20 protein-coding genes and 1 pseudogene are annotated in these 22,417 nt (G+C 72.2%); 17 read left to right on the top strand and 4 right to left on the bottom strand.

Annotated elements, in window-relative coordinates:
• Positions 1–157: 157 nt before the first annotated feature.
• Entirely contained in the window at positions 158–967 is an 810-nt protein-coding gene (locus tag OIE12_RS07745) for an NAD-dependent epimerase/dehydratase family protein (protein WP_329133100.1), read from the bottom strand.
• A 267-nt stretch (positions 968–1,234) separates the two neighbouring features.
• On the opposite strand from OIE12_RS07745, the gene OIE12_RS07740 reads away from it, so the two are divergent.
• The 17 genes and pseudogenes from OIE12_RS07740 to OIE12_RS07660 all read left to right on the top strand — a co-directional run bounded on the left by OIE12_RS07740 (position 1,235) and on the right by OIE12_RS07660 (position 19,913).
• The gene (locus tag OIE12_RS07740; RefSeq protein ID WP_329133098.1) at positions 1,235–2,176 is read left to right on the top strand and encodes a 5-dehydro-4-deoxyglucarate dehydratase; all 942 of its coding nucleotides are present in this window, start codon (positions 1,235–1,237) and stop codon (positions 2,174–2,176) included.
• Entirely contained in the window at positions 2,173–3,342 is a 1,170-nt protein-coding gene (locus OIE12_RS07735) for a hypothetical protein (RefSeq protein WP_329133096.1), read from the top strand. The genes OIE12_RS07740 and OIE12_RS07735 overlap by 4 nt, the downstream gene beginning before the upstream one ends.
• 411 nt (positions 3,343–3,753) lie before the next feature.
• The gene (locus tag OIE12_RS07730; RefSeq protein WP_329133094.1) at positions 3,754–4,341 is read left to right on the top strand and encodes a TIGR03086 family metal-binding protein; all 588 of its coding nucleotides are present in this window, start codon (positions 3,754–3,756) and stop codon (positions 4,339–4,341) included.
• Positions 4,342–4,495: 154 nt separating this feature from the next.
• Positions 4,496–5,197, top strand: coding sequence for a GntR family transcriptional regulator (locus OIE12_RS07725; RefSeq protein ID WP_329133092.1), 702 nt, complete (start codon positions 4,496–4,498; stop codon positions 5,195–5,197).
• Positions 5,194–6,111 (top strand): dihydrodipicolinate synthase family protein, encoded by a 918-nt coding sequence (locus OIE12_RS07720; protein ID WP_329133091.1) that lies wholly within the window; start codon positions 5,194–5,196, stop codon positions 6,109–6,111. The genes OIE12_RS07725 and OIE12_RS07720 overlap by 4 nt, the downstream gene beginning before the upstream one ends.
• Entirely contained in the window at positions 6,108–7,844 is a 1,737-nt protein-coding gene (araD, locus tag OIE12_RS07715; protein ID WP_329133089.1) for an L-arabinonate dehydratase, read from the top strand. The genes OIE12_RS07720 and araD overlap by 4 nt, the downstream gene beginning before the upstream one ends.
• Positions 7,845–7,964: 120 nt before the next feature.
• A complete protein-coding gene (locus tag OIE12_RS07710; protein ID WP_329133087.1) occupies positions 7,965–8,900 on the top strand; it encodes a carbohydrate ABC transporter permease in 936 nt (311 codons plus the stop codon).
• Positions 8,901–8,941: 41 nt separating this feature from the next.
• The gene (locus OIE12_RS07705) at positions 8,942–9,823 is read left to right on the top strand and encodes a carbohydrate ABC transporter permease (RefSeq protein WP_329141762.1); all 882 of its coding nucleotides are present in this window, start codon (positions 8,942–8,944) and stop codon (positions 9,821–9,823) included.
• 1 nt (position 9,824) lies between these two features.
• Positions 9,825–11,123 (top strand): Gfo/Idh/MocA family protein, encoded by a 1,299-nt coding sequence (locus OIE12_RS07700; RefSeq protein WP_329133085.1) that lies wholly within the window; start codon positions 9,825–9,827, stop codon positions 11,121–11,123.
• Complete coding sequence (locus OIE12_RS07695) at positions 11,123–11,998, top strand: PmoA family protein (RefSeq protein WP_329133083.1); 876 nt, start codon at positions 11,123–11,125, stop codon at positions 11,996–11,998. Before OIE12_RS07700 ends, OIE12_RS07695 begins: the two co-directional genes overlap by 1 nt.
• Positions 11,995–13,527, top strand: coding sequence for a glycoside hydrolase family 43 protein (locus OIE12_RS07690; protein ID WP_329133081.1), 1,533 nt, complete (start codon positions 11,995–11,997; stop codon positions 13,525–13,527). The genes OIE12_RS07695 and OIE12_RS07690 overlap by 4 nt, the downstream gene beginning before the upstream one ends.
• Positions 13,528–13,579: 52 nt before the next feature.
• Positions 13,580–14,914 carry an ABC transporter substrate-binding protein gene (locus OIE12_RS07685; RefSeq protein WP_329133079.1) on the top strand — a complete coding sequence of 445 codons (1,335 nt, stop codon included), beginning with the start codon at positions 13,580–13,582 and terminating at the stop codon, positions 14,912–14,914.
• Positions 14,915–15,029: 115 nt separating this feature from the next.
• A pseudogene (locus OIE12_RS07680) lies at positions 15,030–15,308 on the top strand (rhamnogalacturonan acetylesterase); the annotation flags it as partial.
• A 165-nt stretch (positions 15,309–15,473) separates the two neighbouring features.
• The gene (locus OIE12_RS07675; RefSeq protein ID WP_329133077.1) at positions 15,474–16,799 is read left to right on the top strand and encodes a pectate lyase family protein; all 1,326 of its coding nucleotides are present in this window, start codon (positions 15,474–15,476) and stop codon (positions 16,797–16,799) included.
• 2 nt (positions 16,800–16,801) lie between these two features.
• Complete coding sequence (locus OIE12_RS07670) at positions 16,802–17,938, top strand: pectinesterase family protein (RefSeq protein ID WP_329133075.1); 1,137 nt, start codon at positions 16,802–16,804, stop codon at positions 17,936–17,938.
• The gene (locus OIE12_RS07665) at positions 17,938–18,975 is read left to right on the top strand and encodes a pectinesterase family protein (protein ID WP_329133073.1); all 1,038 of its coding nucleotides are present in this window, start codon (positions 17,938–17,940) and stop codon (positions 18,973–18,975) included. Before OIE12_RS07670 ends, OIE12_RS07665 begins: the two co-directional genes overlap by 1 nt.
• A 143-nt stretch (positions 18,976–19,118) precedes the next feature.
• On the top strand, positions 19,119–19,913 hold the full coding sequence (locus tag OIE12_RS07660) for an HAD family acid phosphatase (protein ID WP_329133071.1): 795 nt from the start codon (positions 19,119–19,121) through the stop codon (positions 19,911–19,913).
• Between the two features lie 114 nt (positions 19,914–20,027).
• Here the strand turns inward: OIE12_RS07660 and OIE12_RS07655 are convergent, their stop codons facing one another.
• From OIE12_RS07655 to OIE12_RS07645, 3 genes are all read right to left on the bottom strand, one after another.
• A complete protein-coding gene (locus OIE12_RS07655; protein ID WP_329133069.1) occupies positions 20,028–20,858 on the bottom strand; it encodes a pectate lyase in 831 nt (276 codons plus the stop codon).
• Between the two features lie 118 nt (positions 20,859–20,976).
• Complete coding sequence (locus OIE12_RS07650) at positions 20,977–21,729, bottom strand: hypothetical protein (RefSeq protein WP_329133067.1); 753 nt, start codon at positions 21,727–21,729, stop codon at positions 20,977–20,979.
• A complete protein-coding gene (locus OIE12_RS07645; protein WP_329133065.1) occupies positions 21,726–22,292 on the bottom strand; it encodes a SigE family RNA polymerase sigma factor in 567 nt (188 codons plus the stop codon). Before OIE12_RS07645 ends, OIE12_RS07650 begins: the two co-directional genes overlap by 4 nt.
• Positions 22,293–22,417: the final 125 nt, after the last annotated feature.

The raw sequence follows: 22,417 nt of genomic DNA, 5'->3' as shown, positions 1-22,417 counted from the left end.
CGGGGGCCCGGAGCGCCCAAGAGCTCGGGTGGCGAGGGGTTGTGGGGCGGGTGCGGGTGTGAGGGGGCTGGGCGCGCAGTTCCCCGCGCCCCTTACTGGGCGCATGGCTGGTCGCCCCCCCCGCGGCGGAGCCGCGCGGTGAGGGCGGTCTTGGGGGCTAGTGGGGCCAGGTTGGGGGGTTGGTGAGGAAGCGGCCGCCGATGTGGGTGTGGGCGGGGTTGTCGGGGGAGAGTTCGCCCTGCGCGGCGAGCAGCGCGGGGGCGAACTTCTCGGAGTCGTCCTGTGGTTCGTACCCCAGGGCTCGCGCACTGCCGAGGTCCCACCACAGCCGCGTGTTCGCCGAGGAGCCGTAGACCACCGTGTGGCCGACGTCCGGCGCCGTCAGCGCCGCATGGAAGAGCCGCGCACCGTCCTCCGGGCTCATCCAGAGCGACAGCATCCGCACGTCCGCCGGCTCCGGGAAACAGGAGCCGATCCGCACGGACACCGTCTCCACGCCGTGTTTGTCCCAGTACAGCTGCGCGAGATCCTCGCCGAAGGACTTGGAGAGGCCGTAGAACGTGTCGGGCCGGCGCGGAGTGTGGACGGGAACCAGCGGCTCCCCCTCCTTCGGCGCCGGCGTGTAACCCACCGCGTGGTTGGAGGAGGCGAAGACGACCCGCCCCACGCCCTCCTCCCGCACCGCCTCGTACAGGTGGTACGTCCCCTCGATGTTGGCCGCGAGGATCTTCTCGAACGTGGACTCCAGGGAGATCCCCGCGAGGTGCAGCACCGCGTCGACCCCGCGCACCGCCTCCCGCACGGCCCCCCGGTCGGCGAGATCGCCGACGATCGCGTCCGGCTCGCCCTCGATCGGGCGGACGTCGAACAGCCGCAGCTCGTAGCCGTACGACGGCAGCAACTCCCGCATCAGCGTGCCGAGTCCGCCGGCGGCGCCGGTGAGCAGAACGGTGCGGGGAGCGGGCATCCGCGGTCTCCTTGAGTTGGCCGGGTCGAGCATGTGGGGGCACCAGAAACGCGCACCTCTTCCATTCACATGCGTGGACACGCTACGAAGGACGTTCTCCCGCGTCAAGTACCCCTCGTCCCAACCCCGTCCCGCCATCGTGCACGCTTGACCGGTGCCAGGACGGCGGCCTAGCGTGACGTCGTTCATGAGTGTGTACACAAATCAGAAACATGGAAGGCGTGTCGGGGGCGCGACCACCCGCGCGCCCCTGCCCAGGGAGAGCCCGTGACCTCGTCCCCTCTCGCCGCTCGTCTCAGTGTGCCCAGCGGGCCGCTGTTCTTCCCCGTCACCGCGTACGGCCCCGACGGCGCCGTGGACCTCACCGCCTACCGCGCCCATGTGCGCCGGGGCGTCGAGGCCGGGGCCGCCGCCGTCTTCGCCTGCTGCGGCACCGGCGAGTTCCACGCGCTGACGCCGGAGGAGTACGAGGAGTGCGTACGGGCGGCCGTGGCCGAGACCGCCGGACGCGTACCCGTCGTCGCGGGCGCGGGCTACGGCACCGCGCTCGCCACGCACTACGCGCGCCGCGCGGAGGCCGCGGGCGCCGACGGGCTGCTCGCCATGCCGCCCTACCTGGTGAAGGCCGGCCAGGAGGGCCTGCTGCGGCACTACCGCGAACTGGCCGCCGCCACCGCCCTCCCGGTCGTCGTCTACCAGCGCGACAACGCCGTCTTCACCCCGGAGACCGTCGTCGGACTGGCCCGCACCGAGGGCATCGTCGGCCTCAAGGACGGCTACGGCGACCTCGACCTGATGCAGCGCACGATCAGCGCCGTGCGCGGCGAGGTGCCCGGCGACTTCCTCTACTTCAACGGCCTGCCCACCGCCGAGCAGACCCAGCTCGCCTACCGGGCGCTCGGCGTCTCCCTGTACTCCTCGGCCGTGTTCTGCTTCGTCCCCGAGATCGCCGTCGCCTTCCACCACGCGCTGCGCGACGGCGACGACGCCACCGTGCGGCGCCTGCTCGACGGCTTCTACCGGCCCTTCGTCGAACTGCGCGACCGGGGCCGCGGCTACGCTGTCTCCCTGGTCAAGGCGGGCGTACGGCTGCGCGGGCTCGATGTGGGCGAGGTGCGGCCGCCGCTGCACGAACCGTCCGAGGACCACGTCAAGCAGCTTGCGGCGCTCGTCGACCGCGGCTGCGCACTGCTGGAGGAGGACCGGTGAAGGCGTCGGCGTTCGTCTACCCCTGGGACGTCAACGGGGACCCGGAGGCGCCCGGGCGCATCGCCGGGCTCGGGGTGCGCCAGGCGACCCTGGCCTCCGCGTACCACTCCACGCGCGCGCTGACCCCGCGCCACCCCCGGCACCGGATCGTGACCGCCGAGCACGCCGCCGTGCTGTACCCGGCGGGGGAGCGGTGGCAGGGGCGCGCGCTGCGGCCGTACGCCGCCGGAGACTGGGCGCCGGGGGACGCCTTCGGCGAGGCCGCCGCCGCGCTCGCGGACGCCGGTCTCGAGGTGCACACCTGGGTCGTGCTCGCGCACAACTCCCGGCTGGGCGCCGAGCATCCGGAGACCTCCGTCGTCAACGCGTACGGGGACCGCTACCCGTGGGCGCCCTGCATCGCGCAGCCCGCCACGCGGACGTACCTCGTGGACCTCGCGGCGGAGGCGGCCGTGCGGCCGGGCGCGGCCGGTACGGAGCTGGAGTCGCTCGGCTGGTACGGGTTCGCGCATCTGCACGCCCACGACAAGACCGGCGGGGTGGGGCTCGGCGACGCCGGGCAGTACCTGATGTCGCTGTGCTTCTGCGGGACGTGCCGGGCGGGGTACGGCACCGGCACCGACGCGGACGAGCTGGCGGCGGCGGTACGGGACGCGCTGGAGCCGGTGTGGCGGGGGGCGCCCTCCGGTGGGGGGTGGCCCGCGGTGGAGAAGCTGCTCGGTGCGGAGCGGGCGGCGGTCACGCGGGCGTGGCGGGAGCCGGTGGCGCGGTCGTTGCAGGAGGAGGCGGTCGCGGCGGTGCGAGGGGCGGCGCCGGAGGGGTTTCAGGTGCTGCTGCACGCGGATCCGGTCTGGTACCACGTCGGGGCCAACGCGGGCGTCGACCCCGGGGGTGTGCTGGGGACGGCGGACGGGGTGGTCGTGCCGTGCACGGGCGGTGCGGGGGCGCTGGTGCCGTTCGCGGAGCGGGCGGGGGGTGACAGCGCCGTGCTCGCCGCGAACCTCACGGTGGTCTCCGGGATGGGCGGCAGCCCCGACACGCTGGCGGCGGATGCCCGGGGGGCGGCTGAGCGGGGTGCGACGGAGTTGCGTCTGTACCACGCCGGGCTGGCGTCGGACGCCAACCTGACGTCGGTACGGACCGCCCTCGCGGAGCTGAACCACTAGTTCCTCGCCCCCGCCGCCCCTACCCGTCCCATCCGCAACCTGGGGGCTCCGCCCCCAGGCACCCCGGCAGGAGTTGGGGACGGGCGGGGATACGCGGGAGAGCTCGGGTGGGTGGGTGCGTTGGCGGGTGCGGGTTCGTCGTGGCTGGTCGCGCAGTTCCCCGCGCCCCTTGAAAGCCACGGGGCTGTGTCGATCTGCGGCTACCGCCGCGCGGGCGCGGGAAGTCCCCGCCCACCCGCACCCGACGACGCACCCCGGGGTCCAAGGGGCGGAGCCCCTTGGAGGGATGGGAAGGGTAGGGGCGGCGGGGGCGAAACACGCTTGGCCGGTGGCAATGAGTTCCGGGGGTCCGGGGGGTCCACACTTCGAGGGGCGCACCTCGTATCCCGCCCCCCGAGCGAGGAGACACGCATGGACGCCACCACCATCGACCTGAACCCGCAAACCCTCGTCATCGCCCGCCTCGCGGACACCGTCCGGGACGCACAGCTCACCGACCCCACCCCCTGCCCCGGCTGCTCCGTGGGAAGCATGATCGGCCATCTCCTCGGGCTGTCCGTCGCCTTCCGCGACGCCGGCCGCAAACAGCTCGGCGCCACGACGGACACGGCCCCGGACGTCGCCGGCACGGCCCTCCCGCCCGGCTGGCGGACGGAACTGCCGAAGGCGCTGGAGGAACTCGCGGCGGTGTGGCGCGAGCCGGAGTCGTGGAGCGGCACGACCCGGGCGGGCGGGGTGGACCTGCCGGGCGCGGTCGCCGGGGCGGTCGCGGCGGACGAGCTGGTGATCCACGGCTGGGACCTGGCGCGGGCGACGGGGCAGGAGTACGCACCGGACGAGGGCGCCCTGCGGATGGCACACGGCTTCCTGGCGGCGGCGGAGGACAAGGAACGCGGCGAGGGCATCTTCGGGCCCGTCGTCCCCGTCCGGGAGGACGCGCCGCTGCTCGACCGGGCGCTCGGCCTCAGCGGCCGCGACCCGTCCTGGCGCCGCCCGTAGCCACGGGCCCGTCCCGCAGCCCTCGATCCCACCGCAGCGCCCCCGGCACGAAAACAATCCCGTCGGAACCATTGACGCCCAGTCACCGCGCGCCTACCTTCATCGCGTCGTACTTCGTACGTCATATATGAGACGCGATATCCGAGAGGCGCGCATGACCTCTGTGCCCACGCCGATCCCCTCCCGCACGCAATTCGTGCTGGAAGGGATCAAACACCGCATCCTCACCGGACAGCTCAGCCCCGGCCATCCCCTCGTCGAGACAGAACTCGCCGCACAGTTCGGGGTCTCCAAGACCCCGGTCCGCGAGGCCCTCAAGACGCTGGCCGGCACCGGGCTCGTCGTGATGAGCCAGTACAAGGGCGTCACGGTGCGCACGGTGGACGCGGACATGGCGCGCGAGGTCTACGACGTACGCCTCCTGCTGGAACCGGAGGCCCTGCGCCGCTCCGTCCGGCGCGGCTCCGCCCTGGACGCCGCCCGCGACGCCCTCGCCCGCGCCGACCAGGCCGCCGACACCGCCGAACGCTCCCTGGCCAACCGGGAGTTCCACCGCGCCCTCTACGTCAGCTGCGGCAACCCCCTGCTCGGCCGGATGCTCGACGAGGTGCGCGACCAGGCCGCCCTCGTCTCCGCCGTCGTCTGGTCCACCCATCCCTCCTGGGAGCAGGAGGCCGCCGAGCACCGGGAGATCCTGCGGCTCGCCCTGGCCGGCGACGCGGACGGCGCGGCACGCGCCCTGCACGCCCACATCGCGGACTTCGTCACGCGGGCCTTCCCGGACGCGGAGGACGAGATCTCCGAGGGCACCCTTCCCCAGGTGCCCCAACCCCGTGAGGAGGAAGGCCGGCGATGAGCGGCAGCAGTGTGGCGTTCGAGACACAACGGACCGCCCTGGCCGACGTGGTGGCGATCCCGGTGACCCCGTTCGCCGAGGACGGCACCATCGACCGGGACACCCACCGGGCACTGCTGCGCCGGCTGCTCGACGGCGGCGTCGGCATCCTCACCCCCAACGGCAACACCGGCGAGTTCTACGCCCTCACCCCCGACGAGCGGCGCCTGGTCACCGAGTTGACGATCGACGAGGCGGGCGACCGGGCGAGCATCCTCGTCGGCGTCGGCCACGACGTGCCGACCGCCGTCGCCTCCGCCCGGCACGCCCGCGAACTCGGCGCCCAGATGGTGATGGTGCACCAGCCCGTGCACCCCTACGTCTCCCAGGGCGGCTGGGTCGACTACCACCGGGCGGTCGCCGAGGCCGTGCCCGAACTGGGTGTCGTCCCCTACATCCGCAACGCGCTGCTGCCCGGCGCCCGGCTCGCCGAACTCGCGGACGCCTGCCCCAACGTGATCGGCGTGAAGTACGCCGTCCCGGACGCCGCCCGCTTCGCGGGCTTCGCGCGTGACGCGGGGCTCGAACGGTTCGTGTGGGTCGCGGGGCTCGCCGAGCCGTACGCCCCCTCGTACTTCTCCGCGGGCGCCACCGGCTTCACCTCCGGGCTCGTCAACGTCGCCCCGGCCGTCTCGCTGAACATGATCGAAGCGCTTCGATCCGGCGACTATCCGGCGGCCATGAAGATCTGGGAGCAGATCCGCCGCTTCGAGGAACTGCGCGCGGCCAACGGCTCCGCCAACAACGTCACCGTCGTCAAGGAGGCCCTCGCCTCACTCGGCCTGTGCCGGCGCGACGTCCGCCCGCCGAGCAAGCCGCTGCCCGAGGACGAGCGCGCCGAGGTCGCCGCGATCGCCGCGGGGTGGTCGATATGAACGCCCCCGACCCCAAGCGCCCCGAGGAGCTGCGCAGCCACCAGTGGTACGGCACGGACGGGCTGCGTTCCTTCAGCCACCGCGCCCGCACCCGCCAGCTCGGCTACCTCCCCGAGGAGCACCTGGGCAAGCCGGTCGTCGCCATCCTCAACACCTGGTCCGACATCAACCCCTGCCACGTCCATCTCCGCGACCGCGCCCAGGCCGTGAAGCGCGGGGTGTGGCAGGCGGGCGGCTTCCCCCTCGAATTCCCGGTCGCCACCCTCAGCGAGACCTTCCAGAAGCCGACCCCCATGCTCTACCGCAACATGCTCGCCATGGAGACCGAGGAGCTGCTGCGCTCCTACCCGGTCGACGGGGCGGTGCTGATGGGCGGCTGCGACAAGTCCACCCCCGCGCTGCTGATGGGCGCCGCCAGCGTCGACCTGCCGGCCGTGTTCGTGCCCGCCGGGCCGATGCTGCCGGGCCACTGGCAGGGTGAGACCCTCGGCTCCGGCACCGACATGTGGAAGTACTGGGACGACAAGCGGGCCGGCCTCATCGGCGACTGCGAGATGCAGGAACTGGAGAGCGGCCTGGCCCGCTCGCCCGGCCACTGCATGACGATGGGCACCGCCTCCACCCTGACCGCCGCCGCCGAGGCGCTCGGCGTCACGGTCCCCGGCGCCTCCAGCATTCCGGCCGTCGACTCCGGGCACGACCGCATGGCGGCCCGCGCGGGCATGACGATCGTGGACCTGATCCACCGGGACCGGAAGCTGAGCGACCTCCTCACCGCCGACGCCTTCGAGGACGCCGTCACCACCGTGCTCGGCCTCGGCGGCTCCACCAACGCGGTGATCCATCTGATCGCCATGGCGGGCCGCGCGGGCGTCACCCTCACGCTCGACGACTTCGACCGCATCGCCCGCACGGTCCCGGTCCTCGCCAACGTCCGCCCCGGCGGACAGACCCATCTGATGGAGGACTTCCACTTCGCCGGCGGACTGCCCGGCTTCCTCTCCCGCATCCCCGACCTGCTCCACCTGGACCGCCCCACCGTCTGTCACGACACCCTGCGCGAGCAGCTCGCCGGCGCCCAGGTGCACCACGACGACGTCATCCGCCCCCGTGACAACCCGGTAGCGGACGAGGGCGGGGTCGCCGTCCTGCGCGGCAACCTCTGCCCGGACGGCGCCGTCATCAAGCACATCGCCGCCGAACCCCACCTGCTCAAGCACACCGGACCCGCCGTCGTCTTCGACGACTACAAGCAGCTCCAGCGCACCATCAACGACCCCTCGCTCGGCATCACCGCCGACAGCGTCCTCGTGCTGCGGGGCGCGGGCCCCAAGGGCGGCCCCGGGATGCCCGAGTACGGCATGCTGCCGATCCCGGACCACCTGCTCAAGCAGGGCGTGCGGGACATGGTGCGGATCTCCGACGCCCGGATGAGCGGCACCAGTTACGGCGCCTGCGTGCTGCACGTGGCGCCCGAGTCGTACATCGGCGGCCCGCTCGCCCTGGTGCGCACCGGCGACTCGATCACCCTCGACGTCGAGGCGCGGACCCTTCAACTCAACGTGGACGACGAGGAACTGGCGCGTCGGCGGGCCCGGTGGACGCCGCCGCCCGTGCGGTACGAGCGGGGCTACGGCGCGCTCTACTCCGAACAGATCACCCAGGCCGACACCGGCTGCGACTTCACCTTCCTGGCCCGCGAGGGCAGCGTGCCGGACCCGTACGCGGGCTGACGCCCACCCCCGAAAAAGATCATCGAAGCGCTTCACCCACGTCGCTTCACTCATGCGCGTGTAGCAAGCGCTTCCTGCACCGTCCGTACACGACCCACCGCAAGCGAACGGAGAAGAGTCATGGCCCAAGCCGCAGCCGTGGCGAAGCCCCCCGCGCCACCCCGGCGGCGCCGTGCCTCCGCGACGCCGCGCAGGCTGCCGTATCTGCTGATCGCCCCGGCCGCCCTGCTCATGCTGGGCTTCATCGCCTACCCGGTGCTCAGCGTCTTCTACTACAGCCTGCAGAACTACAACCCCACCAAGCCGTGGCGGAACGGCTTCGCGGGCTTCGACAACTTCGTCCACGCCTTCACCGACGACCCGCAGTTCTGGGACACGCTCACCTTCAGCGCCAAGTGGGTCGTGGTGGAGGTCGGGCTCCAGCTCCTCTTCGGCCTCGCGCTCGCCCTGATCGTCAACCAGACCTTCGTCGGCCGGGCCTTCGGCCGCGCGCTGGTCTTCTCCCCCTGGGCCGTCTCCGGCGTGCTGACCTCCGCGATCTGGGTGCTGCTCTACAACTCCCAGACCGGCATCAGCCGTTACCTCGCGGACATGGGCGTGGGCGAGTACGGCACCAGCTGGCTCTCCGACACCTCCACCGTCTTCCCGGCGGCCGTCGTCGCCGACCTGTGGCGCGGGGTGCCCTTCTTCGCCATCCTCATCCTCGCCGACCTCCAGTCCGTCTCCCGCGATCTGTACGAGGCCGCCGAGGTCGACGGGGCGAGCAGGCTCAAGCAGTTCTGGCACATCACGCTGCCGCACCTGAAGGACGCCATCGTGCTCTCCACGCTGCTGCGCGCGGTGTGGGAGTTCAACAACGTCGACCTGCTCTACACCCTCACCGGCGGCGGCCCCGCCGGCGAGACCACCACGCTCCCGCTGTACATCGCCAACACCAGCGTCGACGCGCACAACTTCGGTTACGCCTCGGCCCTGACCACCGTCGCCTTCGTGATCCTGCTCTTCTGCTCGATCGTCTATCTGCGGCTGAGCAAGTTCGGAGGGGAGGGCAAGTGATCACCAAGAACGGTACGCAGGACGACGTGCGCGGCACGGACATCGACGCCGTCGTCGCGCCCGCCCCCGGCCCCGAGCGGCCCGCGCCGCCCCGCCGCGGTCGCCGGCGCGCCTGGGACGAGGTGCCCCGCTGGCAGATCTACGTCCCGCTCTCGCTCTACCTGGTCTTCACCCTCGTCCCCTTCTACTGGATCCTGCTCTTCGCGGTCCGCCCGGCCGGCTCCACCTCGCTGGTGCCCTGGCCGATGACCACCGAGCACTTCGAGAAGGTGTGGACCGAGCGGGCGTTCGGCACCTACTTCCAGAACAGCGTCCTCATCGGCGTCGCCACCCTGGTGATGACCACCCTGGTCGCGCTCGCCGGCGGCTACGCGCTCGCCCGGTTCGACTTCAAGGTCAAGCGCGGCTTCATGCTCGCCCTGCTCTGCTCGCAGTTCGTGCCCGGGGCGCTGCTGCTCGTGCCGCTGTTCCAGATCTTCGCCAAGCTGCAGATGATCAACTCGCTGGGCAGCGTCATCATCGCCGAGACCGTCTTCCAGTTGCCGCTGTCCATGATCCTGATCAGCGGGTTCATCCGGAACGTGCCCTACTCCCTGGAGGAGGCCGCCTGGGTCGACGGCTGCGACCGGCTCACCGCGTTCCGCATCGTCGTGCTGCCGCTCCTGCGTCCCGGACTGATAGCGGTCGGTTCCTTCGCCTTCGTGCACGCCTGGAACCACTTCCTGTTCGCGCTGATGTTCCTCTCCGACCAGAGCAAGCAGACCATCCCCGTCGGTCTCAACACCCTGATGAACGCGGACAGCGTCGACCTCGGCGCGCTCGCCGCGGGCGGCATCATCGCCGCCGTGCCCGTGGTGATCGTCTTCGCGTTCATCCAGAAGTGGCTGATCACCGGCTTCAGCGCGGGGGCGGTGAAGGGCTGACATGACCGCCGCCGACCCCCTCATCGCGGGCACCACTTCGGTTGCCGCCGCGCTCCCCACCCCGATCCCCGTCGTGCTCGCCGGGGCCCGCGGCCACGGCGGGTGGCACCTCGCCAACATCGGCCGCCTCCAGGACAAGGGCCTCGTCCGGCTCGCCGGGATCTGCGAACTCGAGCCCCTCACCCCCGACGAGATCCCCGACGGCCTCGGCACCCCCGCGCAGTCCTCCGACTTCGGCGCGCTGCTCGACGCCACCGGCGCCCGGATCGCGGTGATCTGCACCCCGATCCCCACCCACACCGACCTCGCCCTGGCCGCCGCCGTGCGCGGGACGCATCTGCTCCTGGAGAAGCCGCCGGCCCCCTCGTACGCGGAGTTCCGGCGCATGGCCGACGGGGTCGCGGCGGCCGGGGTGGCCTGCCAGATCGGCTTCCAGTCGCTGGGCTCGCACGCCGTGCCCGCGATCCGCCGGATGGCCGGCGAGGGGCTGATCGGCGAGATCCGGGGCGTCGGCGGCGCCGGTGCCTGGGTGCGCGACGAGGCCTACTACCGGCGGGCGCCCTGGGCGGGCAGACGGCGGCTCCACGGCGCCGACGTCGTCGACGGGGCGCTCACCAACCCCCTCGCGCACGCCGTCGCCACCGCCCTCGCACTGGGCGGCACCGACCGCGCCGAGGACGTCACCGGCATCGAGACCGAACTGCTGCGCGCCAACGCCATCGAGTCCGACGACACCTCCTGCGTCCGCGTCACCACCGCGACGGGCCGCCGGGTCACCGTCGCCGCCACGCTCTGCGCCGAACGCGCCGACGAACCGTACGTCCTGGTCCACGGCGACCGGGGCCGGATCACCTTCTGGTACAAGCAGGACCGCGTCCTGCTCCAGCGTGCGGGGCGCGGCCCCGAGGAACTGAGCTACGGCCGCACCGACCTGCTGGAGAACCTCGTCGCCCACCTCACCGAGGGCGCCCGGCTGCTGGTGGCGCCGGAGGCGACCGGCGCGTTCATGCGGGTCGTCGAGGCGATCCGCAGCGCCCCCGACCCGGCCCCGCTGCCCGCCGACGCCTGGCACCGGCCGCCCGGCGAGGACCGCCGGGTCGTGCCCGGGATCGACGGGCTGGTCGCGGCCGCCGCCGACACCCTCGCGCTCTACTCCGAACTGGGCGCCCCCTGGGCGGCCCCCGCCCACGCGTCCACCGGGACACCCGCGTCCACCGGGGTCCCCGCGTCCACCGGGACCCGCGCGTCCACCGGTGCCCCCGCGTCCGCCGCGGCTCCCGAAAGGCAGGCGAGCACCTGATGACCACGCCGAGCAGGACCGGCGCACCGGGCACCCCGCACGACACCCCGGTGCTGCGCGTGGCGGGCCGCCCCGTCGGCCGCTACGTCACCCGTCCCGAACTCCCCGGCCGGCTCTCCCCGCGCCCCTACCTCCACCCCGTCACCACCCTGGCCGGCACGGCGGTCACCGAGCTGCGCCCCGCCGACCACCTCCACCACCTCGGCGTCGGTGTCGCCGTTCCCGACGTCGAGGGGCACAACTTCTGGGGCGGCCGCACCTTCGTCCGCGACCGGGGCTCCACCGAGCTCGACAACCACGGCGTCCAGCACCACCGCGCCTTCCAGCTCCGCGACCCCGACGGCTTCGTCGAGGAACTGAGCTGGACCGCCGAAGGACGCGAACTCCTGCACGAACGCCGGACCGTGGCCGCCACCGCGCTCACCGACACCGCCTGGGCACTGGACTTCACCTTCTCGCTCACCAACACCACCCCCGGACCCCTGTCGTTCGGCAGCCCCGCGACCAACGGCCGCCCCGGCGCGGCCTACGGCGGCTTCTTCTGGCGGGCCCGCAAGGAGGCCGCCGCCCCGCACGCCTTCACCGCGGAGGCCGAGGGCGAGACACAGGTGCATGGCCGGTGCGCCGACTGGCTCGCGCTGGCCGGCGCGGACTGGACGCTGGTCTTCGCCGGGGCCACCGCCGACACCCGCCGCGACCCCTGGTTCGTGCGCGCCGAGGAATACCCCGGCGTCGGCTCCTCCCTCGCGCACGCCGCACGGCTCCCACTTCCCGCCACGGACACCGTCGTACGGCGGATCGTCACCGTCGTCGCCGACGGCCGGCTCTCCCGGACCGAGGCCGCCGCCCTCGTCCGCCGGGCGGTGAGCCCATGACCGCCGTGCCCGCCCCCGAGCCCGCCCCGGGCACCTACCGCAACCCGGTCCTCAACGCCGACTGGTCCGACCCGGACGTCGTCCGCGTCGGCGACGACTTCTACCTCACCGCCTCCAGCTTCGGCCGTGCCCCCGGACTGCCGCTGCTGCACTCCCGCGACCTCGTCAACTGGACCCTGGTCGGCCACGCCCTCGAACGCCTCGAACCCGAGGAGGAGTTCGCCGTCCCCCGGCACGACCGCGGCGTCTGGGCGCCCTCCCTGCGCCACCACGACGACCGGTTCTGGATCTTCTGGGGCGACCCCGACCACGGCATCTACCAGGTCAACGCCCCCGCGATCCGCGGCCCCTGGACCCGCCCGCACCTGCTCAAGGAGGGCAAGGGCCTGATCGACCCCTGCCCGCTGTGGGACGAGGAGACCGGCGAGGCATACCTCGTGCACGCCTGGTCCAAGTCCCGCTCCGGCATCAAGAACCGCCTCACCGGCCACCGTATGCACCCCGACGGCACCGAACTCCTCGACGAGGGCAAGGTGATCGTCGACGGCGACCGCATCCCCGGCTGGTTCACCCTGGAGGGCCCCAAGGCCTACCGGCACGACGGCTGGTTCTGGATCCTCGCGCCCGCCGGGAGCGTGGAGACCGGCTGGCAGGGCGCCTTCCGCTCGCGCGGCTTCTTCGGCCCGTACGAGGAACGGATCGTCCTGGAGCAGAAGGACACCGACGTCAACGGCCCCCACCAGGGCGGCTGGGTGCGCACCCCGGCCGGCGAGGACTGGTTCCTGCACTTCCAGCAGCGCGGCCCCTACGGCAGGGTCGTCCACCTCCAGCCGATGCGCTGGGACGACGAGGGCTGGCCGGTGCTCGGGGACGACGGCGCCCCCGTCGCCGTCCACCGGCGGCCCGCGCTGCCGCCGCAGCCGGCCGCCGCGCCCGCCACCGACGACGACTTCCCCGGCGGACGGTACGGCCGCCAGTGGCAGTGGGCCGCCAACCCGCAGGCCGGCTGGGCCACCCAGCACTCCGCCGACGGACTGCGCACGGCCTGCGTCCGCACCGCCGGCGCGCACGACCTGCGCACCGTGCCGCACCTGTTGACCCAGCGGCTGCCGGGTGAACCCCGCACCGTCGAGGTCGACCTGCGGCTGCACAGCGAGGAACCCGGGGCACGGGCCGGACTCGCCGTCCTCGGCGACGCGTACGGCTGGATCGGCCTGGAGCGGGGCGCCGACGGGACCGCCCGCCTGGTGCACCGGTTCGCCGAACCCGTCGCCGAGCGCGAACGGGACGCCGCGCACCCGGTGCCGGTGCCCGGTGCCCGGGTCCGGCTGCGCGTCGAGATCGGCGCCGGGGCGCGCTGCCGCTTCTCCTACGACCTCGGCACGGGACCCCGGCCGTCCGGCCCCGTCTTCGCCGCCACCCCCTGGCGCTGGGTCGGCGCGCTGCTCGGGCTGTTCGCCCTGGCCCCCGAGGGCCAGGGGCACGCCGGGGCGGCGACGTTCACCCGGTTCCGCATCACCAACCCCTGACCAGAGAACCGCGAAACCCGATATTCCAGATCCAGCAGAAGAGAGCCGTTCAATGAAGAGCAGCAATCACAGAAGCCGGCGCGCCGCCACGGCCGTCGCCCTGGGCTCCGTCCTCGCGCTGACCGCCACCGCCTGCGGCGACGACGGCAGCGGCGGCGCGGGGGACAAGGGAGACGAGGGCTCCGGCAAGGGCAGCATCACCTTCTGGGACAACAACGGCGGCGTCCGGACCGACGTCTGGAAGCAGATCATCGCCGACTTCGAGAAGAAGTACCCCGACATCGAGGTCAAGTACGTCGGCGTCCCGGCCGCCGGCATCCAGTCCAAGTACGACACCGCCATCCAGGGCGGCGGCCTGCCGGACGTCGGCGGTCTGGCCACCTCGATGCTGGCCGAGGTCGCCGCGCAGGGCGCCCTCGAACCGCTGGACGGCCGGCTCTCCAAGAGCTCCCTCAACGGCAAGCTCAACGACAACTTCCTCCAGGGCGTCAAGGCCGCCGGCACCGACGGCAAGACGTACACGGTGCCGACCTCCGCGAACAACGGCACCCTGTGGTACCGGACCGACCTGTTCAAGGCGGCCGGCCTCGACGAGCCGTCCACCTGGACCAACTTCTACAAGGCCGCCGACAAGCTCACCGACACGGACAAGAACAAGTTCGGCTACACGATCCGCGGCGGCGAGGGCTCGATCGCCCAGGCGCTGGACGCCATGTACGGGCAGAGCGGCATCACCAGCTTCTGGAACGGCGACAAGACCACCGTCAACGACCCGAAGAACGTCGCGGCGCTGAAGAAGTACACCGATCTGTACAAGAAGGACACGCCGTCCGCCGACGTCAACAACGACTTCACCAAGATGGTCGCCCAGTGGGACAACGGCACGATCGGGATGCTGAGCCACAACCTCGGCTCCTACCAGGACCACCTGAAGGCGCTGGGCGAGGGCAAGTTCAAGGGCATCCCCAACCCGACGCTCGACGACGGCTCGCGGGTGCAGGTCTCCAACCCCGTCGACGGACTCGCCATGTTCAAGTCCGGCACGAACAAGGCGGCGGCCTGGAAGTTCATCGAATTCGCCGCGTCCCACGAGTCCAACAGCAAGTGGAACGAGTCGGCGGGGCAGGTGCCGGCCAACAAGGAGGCGGCGCAGGACGCGTGGGTCCAGAAGTCCGAGCCGACGAAGCTGGCGGCGGAGGCACTCGGGGGCAACACGAAGATCGTGCAGCTTCCTTATTACCTGCCGGACTGGAACACGATTTCCAAGTCCGACAATGAGGCGAACTTCCAGAAGGTTCTTTTGGGGAAGACGTCGGCGAAGTCGTTCCTCGATACGTTGGCTGAGCAGCTGAATGCCGCTCAGGGGGACTGGAAGGAGAATCACTAAGGGGGTGGGTGGTTCGGTTTGTGCGTTGGCTGCGGGCCGGATGTGGTCGGTCGCGCAGTTCCCCGCGCCCCTTTGGGGGCGCGGCCCCCACTCCCTGTTAGAGAGGTGGACGTAAGTGTCTCTTACTCGCAGGCAGGTTGCTTTCTCCGGGGTTGCCGCTGTTCCGTTGGTCCTCGGCGCCGCCGGTACAGGGCAGACCCATGAACGCCGCAATCGCACCCTCTACCTCGCCGGTGACTCCACCGCCGCTCAGAAATACGTCGACGCCGAGCCCGAGACCGGGTGGGGGATGGCGTTGCCGTTCTTCCTCGGGAAGGGCATCGATGTTGCCAATCACGCCGTGAACGGGCGGAGTTCCAAGAGTTTTGTGGACGAAGGGCGGCTCGACGCCATTGGGTGTTCGGGCGGCGTGACGTGCGCCGGCTCGACACCGGGATCCCCGCGTCCTGGATCACCTGGTCCGAGGGCACGACCCCCGCGTAACACCGCCACCCCCGCGTAACGCCCAACTCCGCGTAACACCGCCACCCCCCGTACTCATCCGATGAGGAGCCGCACAATGAACGCACAGGTATGGCATGGGCATGCCATAGCGAAGGCCGCCGCGCTGGCCGGCTGCACCGCCCTGGTCCTCTCGCTGACGGCCACCACCGCCGACGCCCACTCCCGCCACCACGACCCGGCGCGGCAGACACTGGGCGCCCACGACGGCTGGGCCGCCTACGGCACCGGCACCACCGGCGGTGCCGCCGCCGACGCCGCGCACGTGTACACCGTGCGCACCTGGACCGAGTTCACGTCCGCCCTCGCCGACGGCGGCACCGCGCCGAAGATCATCAAGGTCAAGGGCGTCATCGACGCGGTCGCCGAGGGCTGCGACGCCTTCGCCGCCGACGGCTACGACTTCGACACCTATCTGGACACCTACTCGCCCGAGAACTGGGGCCGCGACACCGACCTGTCCGCCGAGCCCGACGACAGCCCCGAGGGGCTGCGCCGGGTCTCCGCCGACAACCAGGCGAAGGCCATCAAGGCGTCCGTGCCCGCCAACACGACGATCATCGGCGTCGGCCGGAACGCCGGCTTCAAGGGCGCCAGCCTCCAGATCAACGGCGTCGACAACGTCATCGTCCGCAACCTCTCCTTCGAGAGCCCGCTGGACTGCTTCCCGCAGTGGGACCCCACCGACACCGCCGACGGCAACTGGAACTCCGAGTACGACAGCGCGGTCGTCCACGGCGCCACCCACGTCTGGCTGGACCACAACACCTTCACCGACGGCGACCACCCGGACAGCACGCTGCCGTATTACTACGGCCGCATCTTCGAGCAGCACGACGGCGAACTGGACATCGTCAAGGGCGCCGACTACGTCACCGCCTCCTGGAACGTCTTCGAGGACCACGACAAGACGATCCTCATCGGCAACAGCGACAGCGAGTCCACGGCCGCGTTCGACCGCGGCCATCTCAAGGCCACCTTCCACCACAACCTCTTCGCCAACCTGGTCGAGCGCGCGCCCCGGGTCCGGTTCGGCCAGGTCGACTCGTACAACAACCACTTCGTCGCCGGAGACGGGTACGGCTACAGCTACGGCATCGGCAAGGAGTCCCAGCTCGTCGCCGAGCACAACGCGTTCACCCTGGCCGACGGGGTGGACGAGGCGACGATCCTGAAGAAGTGGTCGGAGTCCTCGCTCACCGCCGGCGACAACTACGTCAACGGGAAGCGGACCGACCTGATCGCCGTGCACAACGCGGGCGTCCCCGACGAGGTCCTCCAGTCCGGCGCGGGCTGGACGCCCACCCTGCGCACGAAGGTGGACTCGCCCAGGGCCGTGCCCCACCTCGTCGACCGCGGCGCGGGCGCCGGGAAGGTGCGCTGACCGTGGAGACCCCCTCCCTCGGCCGCCGGGGGTTCCTGGCCGCGGGGGCGGGCGCCGTGGCGGCGTCCGTCCTCGCGGCCGGGCCCGCCCGGGCCACCGGCCGCCGCTCCCCGTTCGGCCGGTACGGCTCGCCCGCCGACCGGCGCACCGCCCGCACCCTGTACGTCCACCCGGGCGGCGCCGGCGACCACACCACCGTGCGGGACGCCGTCGCCGCGGCGGCCGGCAGCGGCTGGACCCTCGTCCTCGCCCCCGGCACCTACCGCGAGACCGTCGCCGTCGACAGCACCCGTACGGAGATGACCTGGCTCGGCGCCTCCGGCGACCCCCGGGACGTCGTCATCGTCTACGACCACGCCAACGGCACCCCGAAACCCGACGGTTCGGGCACCTACGGCACCACCGGGTCGGCCACCACCACCGTGCAGGCCGACGGGTTCACCGCCCGCGCGGTCACCTTCGCCAACGACTGGCTGCGCGCCGACCACCCCGGGATCACCGGCACCCAGGCCGTAGCGATCAAGGTGCAGGGCGACCGCTCGGCCTTCCTCGGCTGCCGCTTCCTCGGCCACCAGGACACCCTGTACGCCGACACCATGGCGCTCACCGTCTTCGCCCGGCAGTACTTCTGCGACTGCTACGTCGAAGGCGACGTCGACTTCGTCTTCGGCCGCGCCACCGCCGTCTACGAGCGCTGCCACTTCCGCACCCTGAACCGCACCGACCTCACGGCCGCCCCGTACGGCTTCGTCTTCGCGCCCTCCACCGCGGGCGCCGACCCGCACGGCTACCTCGTACTCGACAGCCGCGTCACCAGCGAGGCACCCGACGGGTACTACAAGCTGGCCCGCCCCTGGGTGCCCAGCTCCGACACCACCGCCCGGCCCATGCTCACCGTCCGCGACACCTGGCTCGGCCCCGGCATCGACGCGGTGGCGCCCTACGCCAACATGTCCGACTCCTACCCCTGGCAGGAGCAGCGGTTCGCGGAGTACCGCAACTCCGGGCCCGGCGCGCGGATCACCGTGCCCGCGAACCGGCCGCAGCTCACTCGCGCCCAGGCCGCCGCCGCGACCCGGCGGGCGTACCTGGGGGACTGGACGCCGTGGCGGGAGAAGGAGAAGGGGGCGGGGTGCTGATGCGCCGCCGTACGCTGCTCGCCGCGGTCACCGGGTCACTGGTGGCCGCGGCGGCGGCCCCCGCCGTCCCCGCCGCCGCACGGGACCGGGACCGCCGGGTGCTGCACGTGCGCCCGGGCGGCTCGGTCCAGGCCGCCGTCGACGCGGTCACCGGGCCCGGCTGGACGATCGTCGTCCACCCGGGCACCTACCGGGAGACCGTCACCGTCCCCACCCGGGCCGCGGACCTCACCCTGCGCGGCGCCTCCCGCGACCCCCGGGCCGCCGTCCTCGTGTACGACCACGCCAACGGCACCCCCCTGCCGGACGGTTCGGGCACCTACGGCACGGCCGGCTCCGCCACCTTCACCTCGGCGGCGCCCGGCCTCACCGTCCGCGACCTCACCCTCGCCAACGACTGGCTGCGCGCCGACCATCCGGAGACCACCGGGACGCAGGCCGTCGCCGCCTACGTCACGGGGGACCGGTCGGCGTTCCACCGGGTGCGGTTCCTGGCCCACCAGGACACCCTCTTCGCGGACACCACCGCGCTGACGGCCTTCGACCGGCAGTACTACCGCGACTGCTACCTCGAGGGCGACGTCGACTTCGTGTTCGGGCGGGCCCGTGCCGTCTTCGACCACTGCCACTTCCACACCCTGGCCCGGAACGTCGACTTCACGCCCAAGGGCATGGTCTTCGCCCCCTCCACCGCCCGCGCCAACCCCTACGGTTTCCTCGCCGTGCGCGGCCGGGTCACCTCGGGCGCGGAGGACGGGGCGTACAAGCTCGCCCGCCCCTGGGTGCCGTCGTACGAGACCACCGCCTGGCCCTCGCTCGTCGTGCGCGACACCCGGATGGGCCCCGGCATCGACGCGGCCGCCCCGTACACCGACATGCGCGAGGCCTACCCGTGGCAGATGATGCGCTTTCGCGAGTACGCCAACTCGGGCCCGGGAGCGGTCATTTCCGTCCCCGAGAACCGTCCGCAACTGACCCGCGCGGAGGCCGCCGTCCACACCCCGCGCACGTACCTGGGCGACTGGCGGCCGTACTAGTACCTGTCCCCGGCAACGGCAGGAACCGCTGGGGCGACCTGACGGCGGCAGGCAGGAGTGCGGGGCCCGTTTTGTCCGCCGTACAGGTATCGATCGGGCAACAGGCCTCGCGCTCGGCGGGGTGACGCGCGTAGAAACCTGTCATGAATAAGCCACTGCGCACCACGGCCGTCGCCGCCGCCTGTACCGTCGCCGCCGCCGCGCTCTACGGTGCCGGCGCCGCCACCGCCGGGCAGTCCACGGCCAACTCCACCCACGAGCCGTACAACATCGGGCTCCTGACCAAGGACATCGACACCTACTACGGCACCGCGGCCGACGCCGACGGTGTCTACCAGGCCTCGCCGGACAGCCCGTACGCCAAGGACCTCGCCCGCATCGACGCGGCGGCGAAGCGGTACCTGGACAAGGTGGCCCACCAGGCGAAGCACAAGCACGCCAGGCCGGCCGTCGTCTTCGACATCGACGACACGCTGCTGCTCAGCCTCGACTACGAGAAGAAGAACAATTACGGCTACAACAGCGCCACCTGGGCCGAGTACGTCAACCGGGCCGACCGCCCGGAGGTCTTCGGCAGCCCCGCGCTCGTGCGGTACGCCGAGAAGAAGGGCATCGAGGTCTTCTACAACTCGGGCCTGAGCGAGGCGCAGCGCACCGCCGCCGTGGAGAACCTGAAGAAGGTCGGCGCCGACGTCAACCTGGACGCCGCGCACATGTTCCTCAAGGACGCGGCCAACCCGCCGGCGTACCTGAGCGGCTGCGCCACGCCGGGCGCCTGGAAGTGCACGACCGTCGAGTACAAGTCCGGCACGCGCAAGCACATCGAGTCGCTCGGGTACGACATCGTCGCCAACTTCGGCGATCAGTACTCCGACCTCGAGGGCGGCTACGCCGACAAGAAGTACAAGCTGCCGAACCCGACGTACTTCGTGAGCTAGGGCCTGTCTCTCGCGCGCGGGTGCCGCGGCCCCCGGCGGCAACCTTTCCGGGGGCGGTGGCGACGGATGAGCAGAAGCGGGGCCGGATGACGGCCCCTCCGGCCCCGCTTCGCGTCAGTCGTACGTCAGGTCCGACGACTGGAAGTCGCAGTACGTGCCGTCGGCGCCGCTGCCCGTCTCCGTCGGCTCCGCGCCCGTGTTGTTGCCCGTGTACCGGACGCAGGTCTTGATCTTCTTGCTGCTGTCCCCGTGGATGCGGACGTTGCGCAGCGCCGCCGTGTCCCCGTAGTTGGTGTTGATCCCGACGATCGCCTTGCCGGGCGCGGTGACGTCCACGTCGTTGATGATGATGGTGCGCTTGTACTGCTTCTTGCAGTTGCCGCAGCTGCGCACCAGCTTGCCGAAGTCCGACACCTGGAACTTGGTGACGACGAGCTTGCCGGCGCCGTTGAACTGCAGCACCTTGTCGTCGGCCTTCTTGGCGCCGCCGCCGTACACCGTGTAGACGGCGGAGGAGGAGGTGCCCTTGAAGGAGGCGGCGTCCTCGCCGACATCCGTCCACCACACGTTCTGCAGCGTGCAGGAGCCCAGGCAGTGCACGCCGTCGGCGGCGGGGGAGCCGATGATGACGTCCTTGAGGGTGGCGCCGTCCGCGAGTTCGAAGAGCGGGCCCTGGTCCTCCGACTGGTCGGAGGAGCCGAGGTCGCCGGTGCCGTAGAAGTTCTTGTACCCGCCGTTGTACGTGCCGGACACCTCGATCGTCGACGAGACGGCCTGGTTGCCGGTGGCGGTGGGCCAGCTGGTGGCGGCGCTCGCGGGGGAGAGCAGCGACGTCGTGAGGATCGTGGCGCCGGTGAGGCCCAGCGCGGCGCTCCCGCTGATCAGCGCCCGCCGCCGGGTGGATCCACGGCGGTGGCGGACGCGCTGTGCGGCTCGTGCGGTCATGGCCATTCCTTGGGTGGGAGGGGATGTGTGTGCTCCCTGGTCGCCGCCGGTGGGGAATGGGTTGCCGGGGTCGGTGATCCTTCTCGGAGGGGCGGTCCTCCGGTGGCCGGCCGTGGGTTCAGCCGTGGGCCGCGAAGTCGCCCGCCACCGCGAGGTTGTCGCCGTCGCCGCCCGCCGTGGCCGTCGCCGTGTAGGCGTCGTGCCGTGCGTCGCGGCCGCCGCGGTCGTGGTCGTACTGACCGGCGAAGATCCACTCGCCGGCCGGGACCGTACGGCCCTGCTTCAGCGTCCAGGTGTAGACGAGGAAGCCGTCCTGCTCCCGGACCGTCGAGGTGAAGTCCGTCTCGGGCAGCGACCGCCAGGCGCCGGTGGACCGCACCCCACCGGTCTGCCGGATCCGCAGCACGACGCTGAGCGCCGTGAGTTGCTCCTTGGTCTTGAGGGTGATGTCGCTCTGCGCCCAGAAGTCGTTGCTGTGCGGGTCGACCGAGCCGTCCGACCACAGCGGGCCGTCCTCCTCGTCGGCGGAGGGCCGTCCCGAGGGCCTTCCGGACGCCTCGGGGGAGTGGCCGGAAGCGGCCGGGGGCGGCACCGGATCCGCCGACACGGACGAGGCTCCCTGCGGCGGGGCGTCGGACCGCACCGCCGAGGCGACGGTGTAGCCGCCGGCCGCGAGGACGCCGGCCACCGCCGCGGTGGCGGTCGCCACCCGCACCCAGCCGGACAGCGGCGGACGCGTGGCCCGGCGGGCCGGCCGCGTCTCCTCGGCCATGCCGCGCTCGACCCGGGCCAGGATGCGGGCGCGGTCGGGCGCGTGCGACGCGGCCGCCTCGCGCAGCCGGGCACGCAGCTCCTCGTCCACGTCCGTCATCGGTCCCTTCCTCCAGCCCCGCTCCCGGGCAGGGCCGCCGCGTGCACGCGCCGCGGAGCCTCGTCGCCGCCCAGGAACCGCTGCAGTTCGGCCATGCCCTTGGACGTCTGGCTCTTCACGGTACCGACCGAGACGCCCAGGGCGAGGGCGGTGTCCTTCTCGGACAGGTCGAAGGCGTGCCGGAGCACGACACAGGCCCGCTTGCGGAACGGCAGCCGGCGCAGCGCCTCCTGCACGTCCACCACGCCGGCCACGTCGGGGTTCTCGGTGCGCTCCTCGCGCTGGGACCAGAACAGCGTGACCCGGCGCCGTTCGCGCACCGCGCTGCGGATCCGGGTGCGGGCCAGATTGGCGACCACCCCGCGTGCGTACGCCACCGGGTGGTCCGCGGCGCGGACCCGGTCCCAGCGGTGCCACAGCGCGAGCAGCGCGTCCGCGGCGAGGTCGTCGGCGGCGTCCGGTTCGCCCGTCAGGAGCTGGGCGAGGCGGGAGAGTTCGGCGTAGTGGCGTTCGAAGAAGGCGTGGAACTCCACGGAGGCGGCGTCGTCGACGACAGTGCCCACGGGGCCCTCCTCGCTGCGGCGGAGTGCGGTGATCCGCCCGGCCCTTCCCGAACCGGCCCCGGCGGACCGACTCGGGAGCGTACCAGTGGTCCGCACGCGCCTTCGATGAGGAGGGCGCCCCCTCG

It is taken from the genome of Streptomyces sp. NBC_00670, from assembly GCF_036226765.1.
Taxonomy (GTDB): domain Bacteria; phylum Actinomycetota; class Actinomycetes; order Streptomycetales; family Streptomycetaceae; genus Streptomyces.
The sequence above is the reverse complement of the archived record's forward strand: the minus strand, read 5'-3'. Positions and strand labels throughout refer to the sequence as shown.

What these genes read in the sequence shown, in the direction of transcription:
- OIE12_RS07675 (WP_329133077.1), top strand. Translation starts at nt 15,474, where the DNA reads ATGAACGCACAGGTATGGCATGGGCATGCCATAGCGAAGGCCGCCGCG.
- OIE12_RS07660 (WP_329133071.1), top strand. Translation starts at nt 19,119, where the DNA reads ATGAATAAGCCACTGCGCACCACGGCCGTCGCCGCCGCCTGTACCGTC.
- OIE12_RS07695 (WP_329133083.1), top strand. Translation starts at nt 11,123, where the DNA reads ATGACCACGCCGAGCAGGACCGGCGCACCGGGCACCCCGCACGACACC.
- OIE12_RS07725 (WP_329133092.1), top strand. Translation starts at nt 4,496, where the DNA reads ATGACCTCTGTGCCCACGCCGATCCCCTCCCGCACGCAATTCGTGCTG.
- OIE12_RS07730 (WP_329133094.1), top strand. Translation starts at nt 3,754, where the DNA reads ATGGACGCCACCACCATCGACCTGAACCCGCAAACCCTCGTCATCGCC.
- OIE12_RS07665 (WP_329133073.1), top strand. Translation starts at nt 17,938, where the DNA reads ATGCGCCGCCGTACGCTGCTCGCCGCGGTCACCGGGTCACTGGTGGCC.
- OIE12_RS07720 (WP_329133091.1), top strand. Translation starts at nt 5,194, where the DNA reads ATGAGCGGCAGCAGTGTGGCGTTCGAGACACAACGGACCGCCCTGGCC.
- araD (WP_329133089.1), top strand. Translation starts at nt 6,108, where the DNA reads ATGAACGCCCCCGACCCCAAGCGCCCCGAGGAGCTGCGCAGCCACCAG.
- OIE12_RS07745 (WP_329133100.1), bottom strand. Translation starts at nt 967, where the DNA reads ATGCCCGCTCCCCGCACCGTTCTGCTCACCGGCGCCGCCGGCGGACTC.
- OIE12_RS07650 (WP_329133067.1), bottom strand. Translation starts at nt 21,729, where the DNA reads ATGACGGACGTGGACGAGGAGCTGCGTGCCCGGCTGCGCGAGGCGGCC.
- OIE12_RS07685 (WP_329133079.1), top strand. Translation starts at nt 13,580, where the DNA reads ATGAAGAGCAGCAATCACAGAAGCCGGCGCGCCGCCACGGCCGTCGCC.
- OIE12_RS07655 (WP_329133069.1), bottom strand. Translation starts at nt 20,858, where the DNA reads ATGACCGCACGAGCCGCACAGCGCGTCCGCCACCGCCGTGGATCCACC.
- OIE12_RS07710 (WP_329133087.1), top strand. Translation starts at nt 7,965, where the DNA reads ATGGCCCAAGCCGCAGCCGTGGCGAAGCCCCCCGCGCCACCCCGGCGG.
- OIE12_RS07700 (WP_329133085.1), top strand. Translation starts at nt 9,825, where the DNA reads ATGACCGCCGCCGACCCCCTCATCGCGGGCACCACTTCGGTTGCCGCC.
- OIE12_RS07690 (WP_329133081.1), top strand. Translation starts at nt 11,995, where the DNA reads ATGACCGCCGTGCCCGCCCCCGAGCCCGCCCCGGGCACCTACCGCAAC.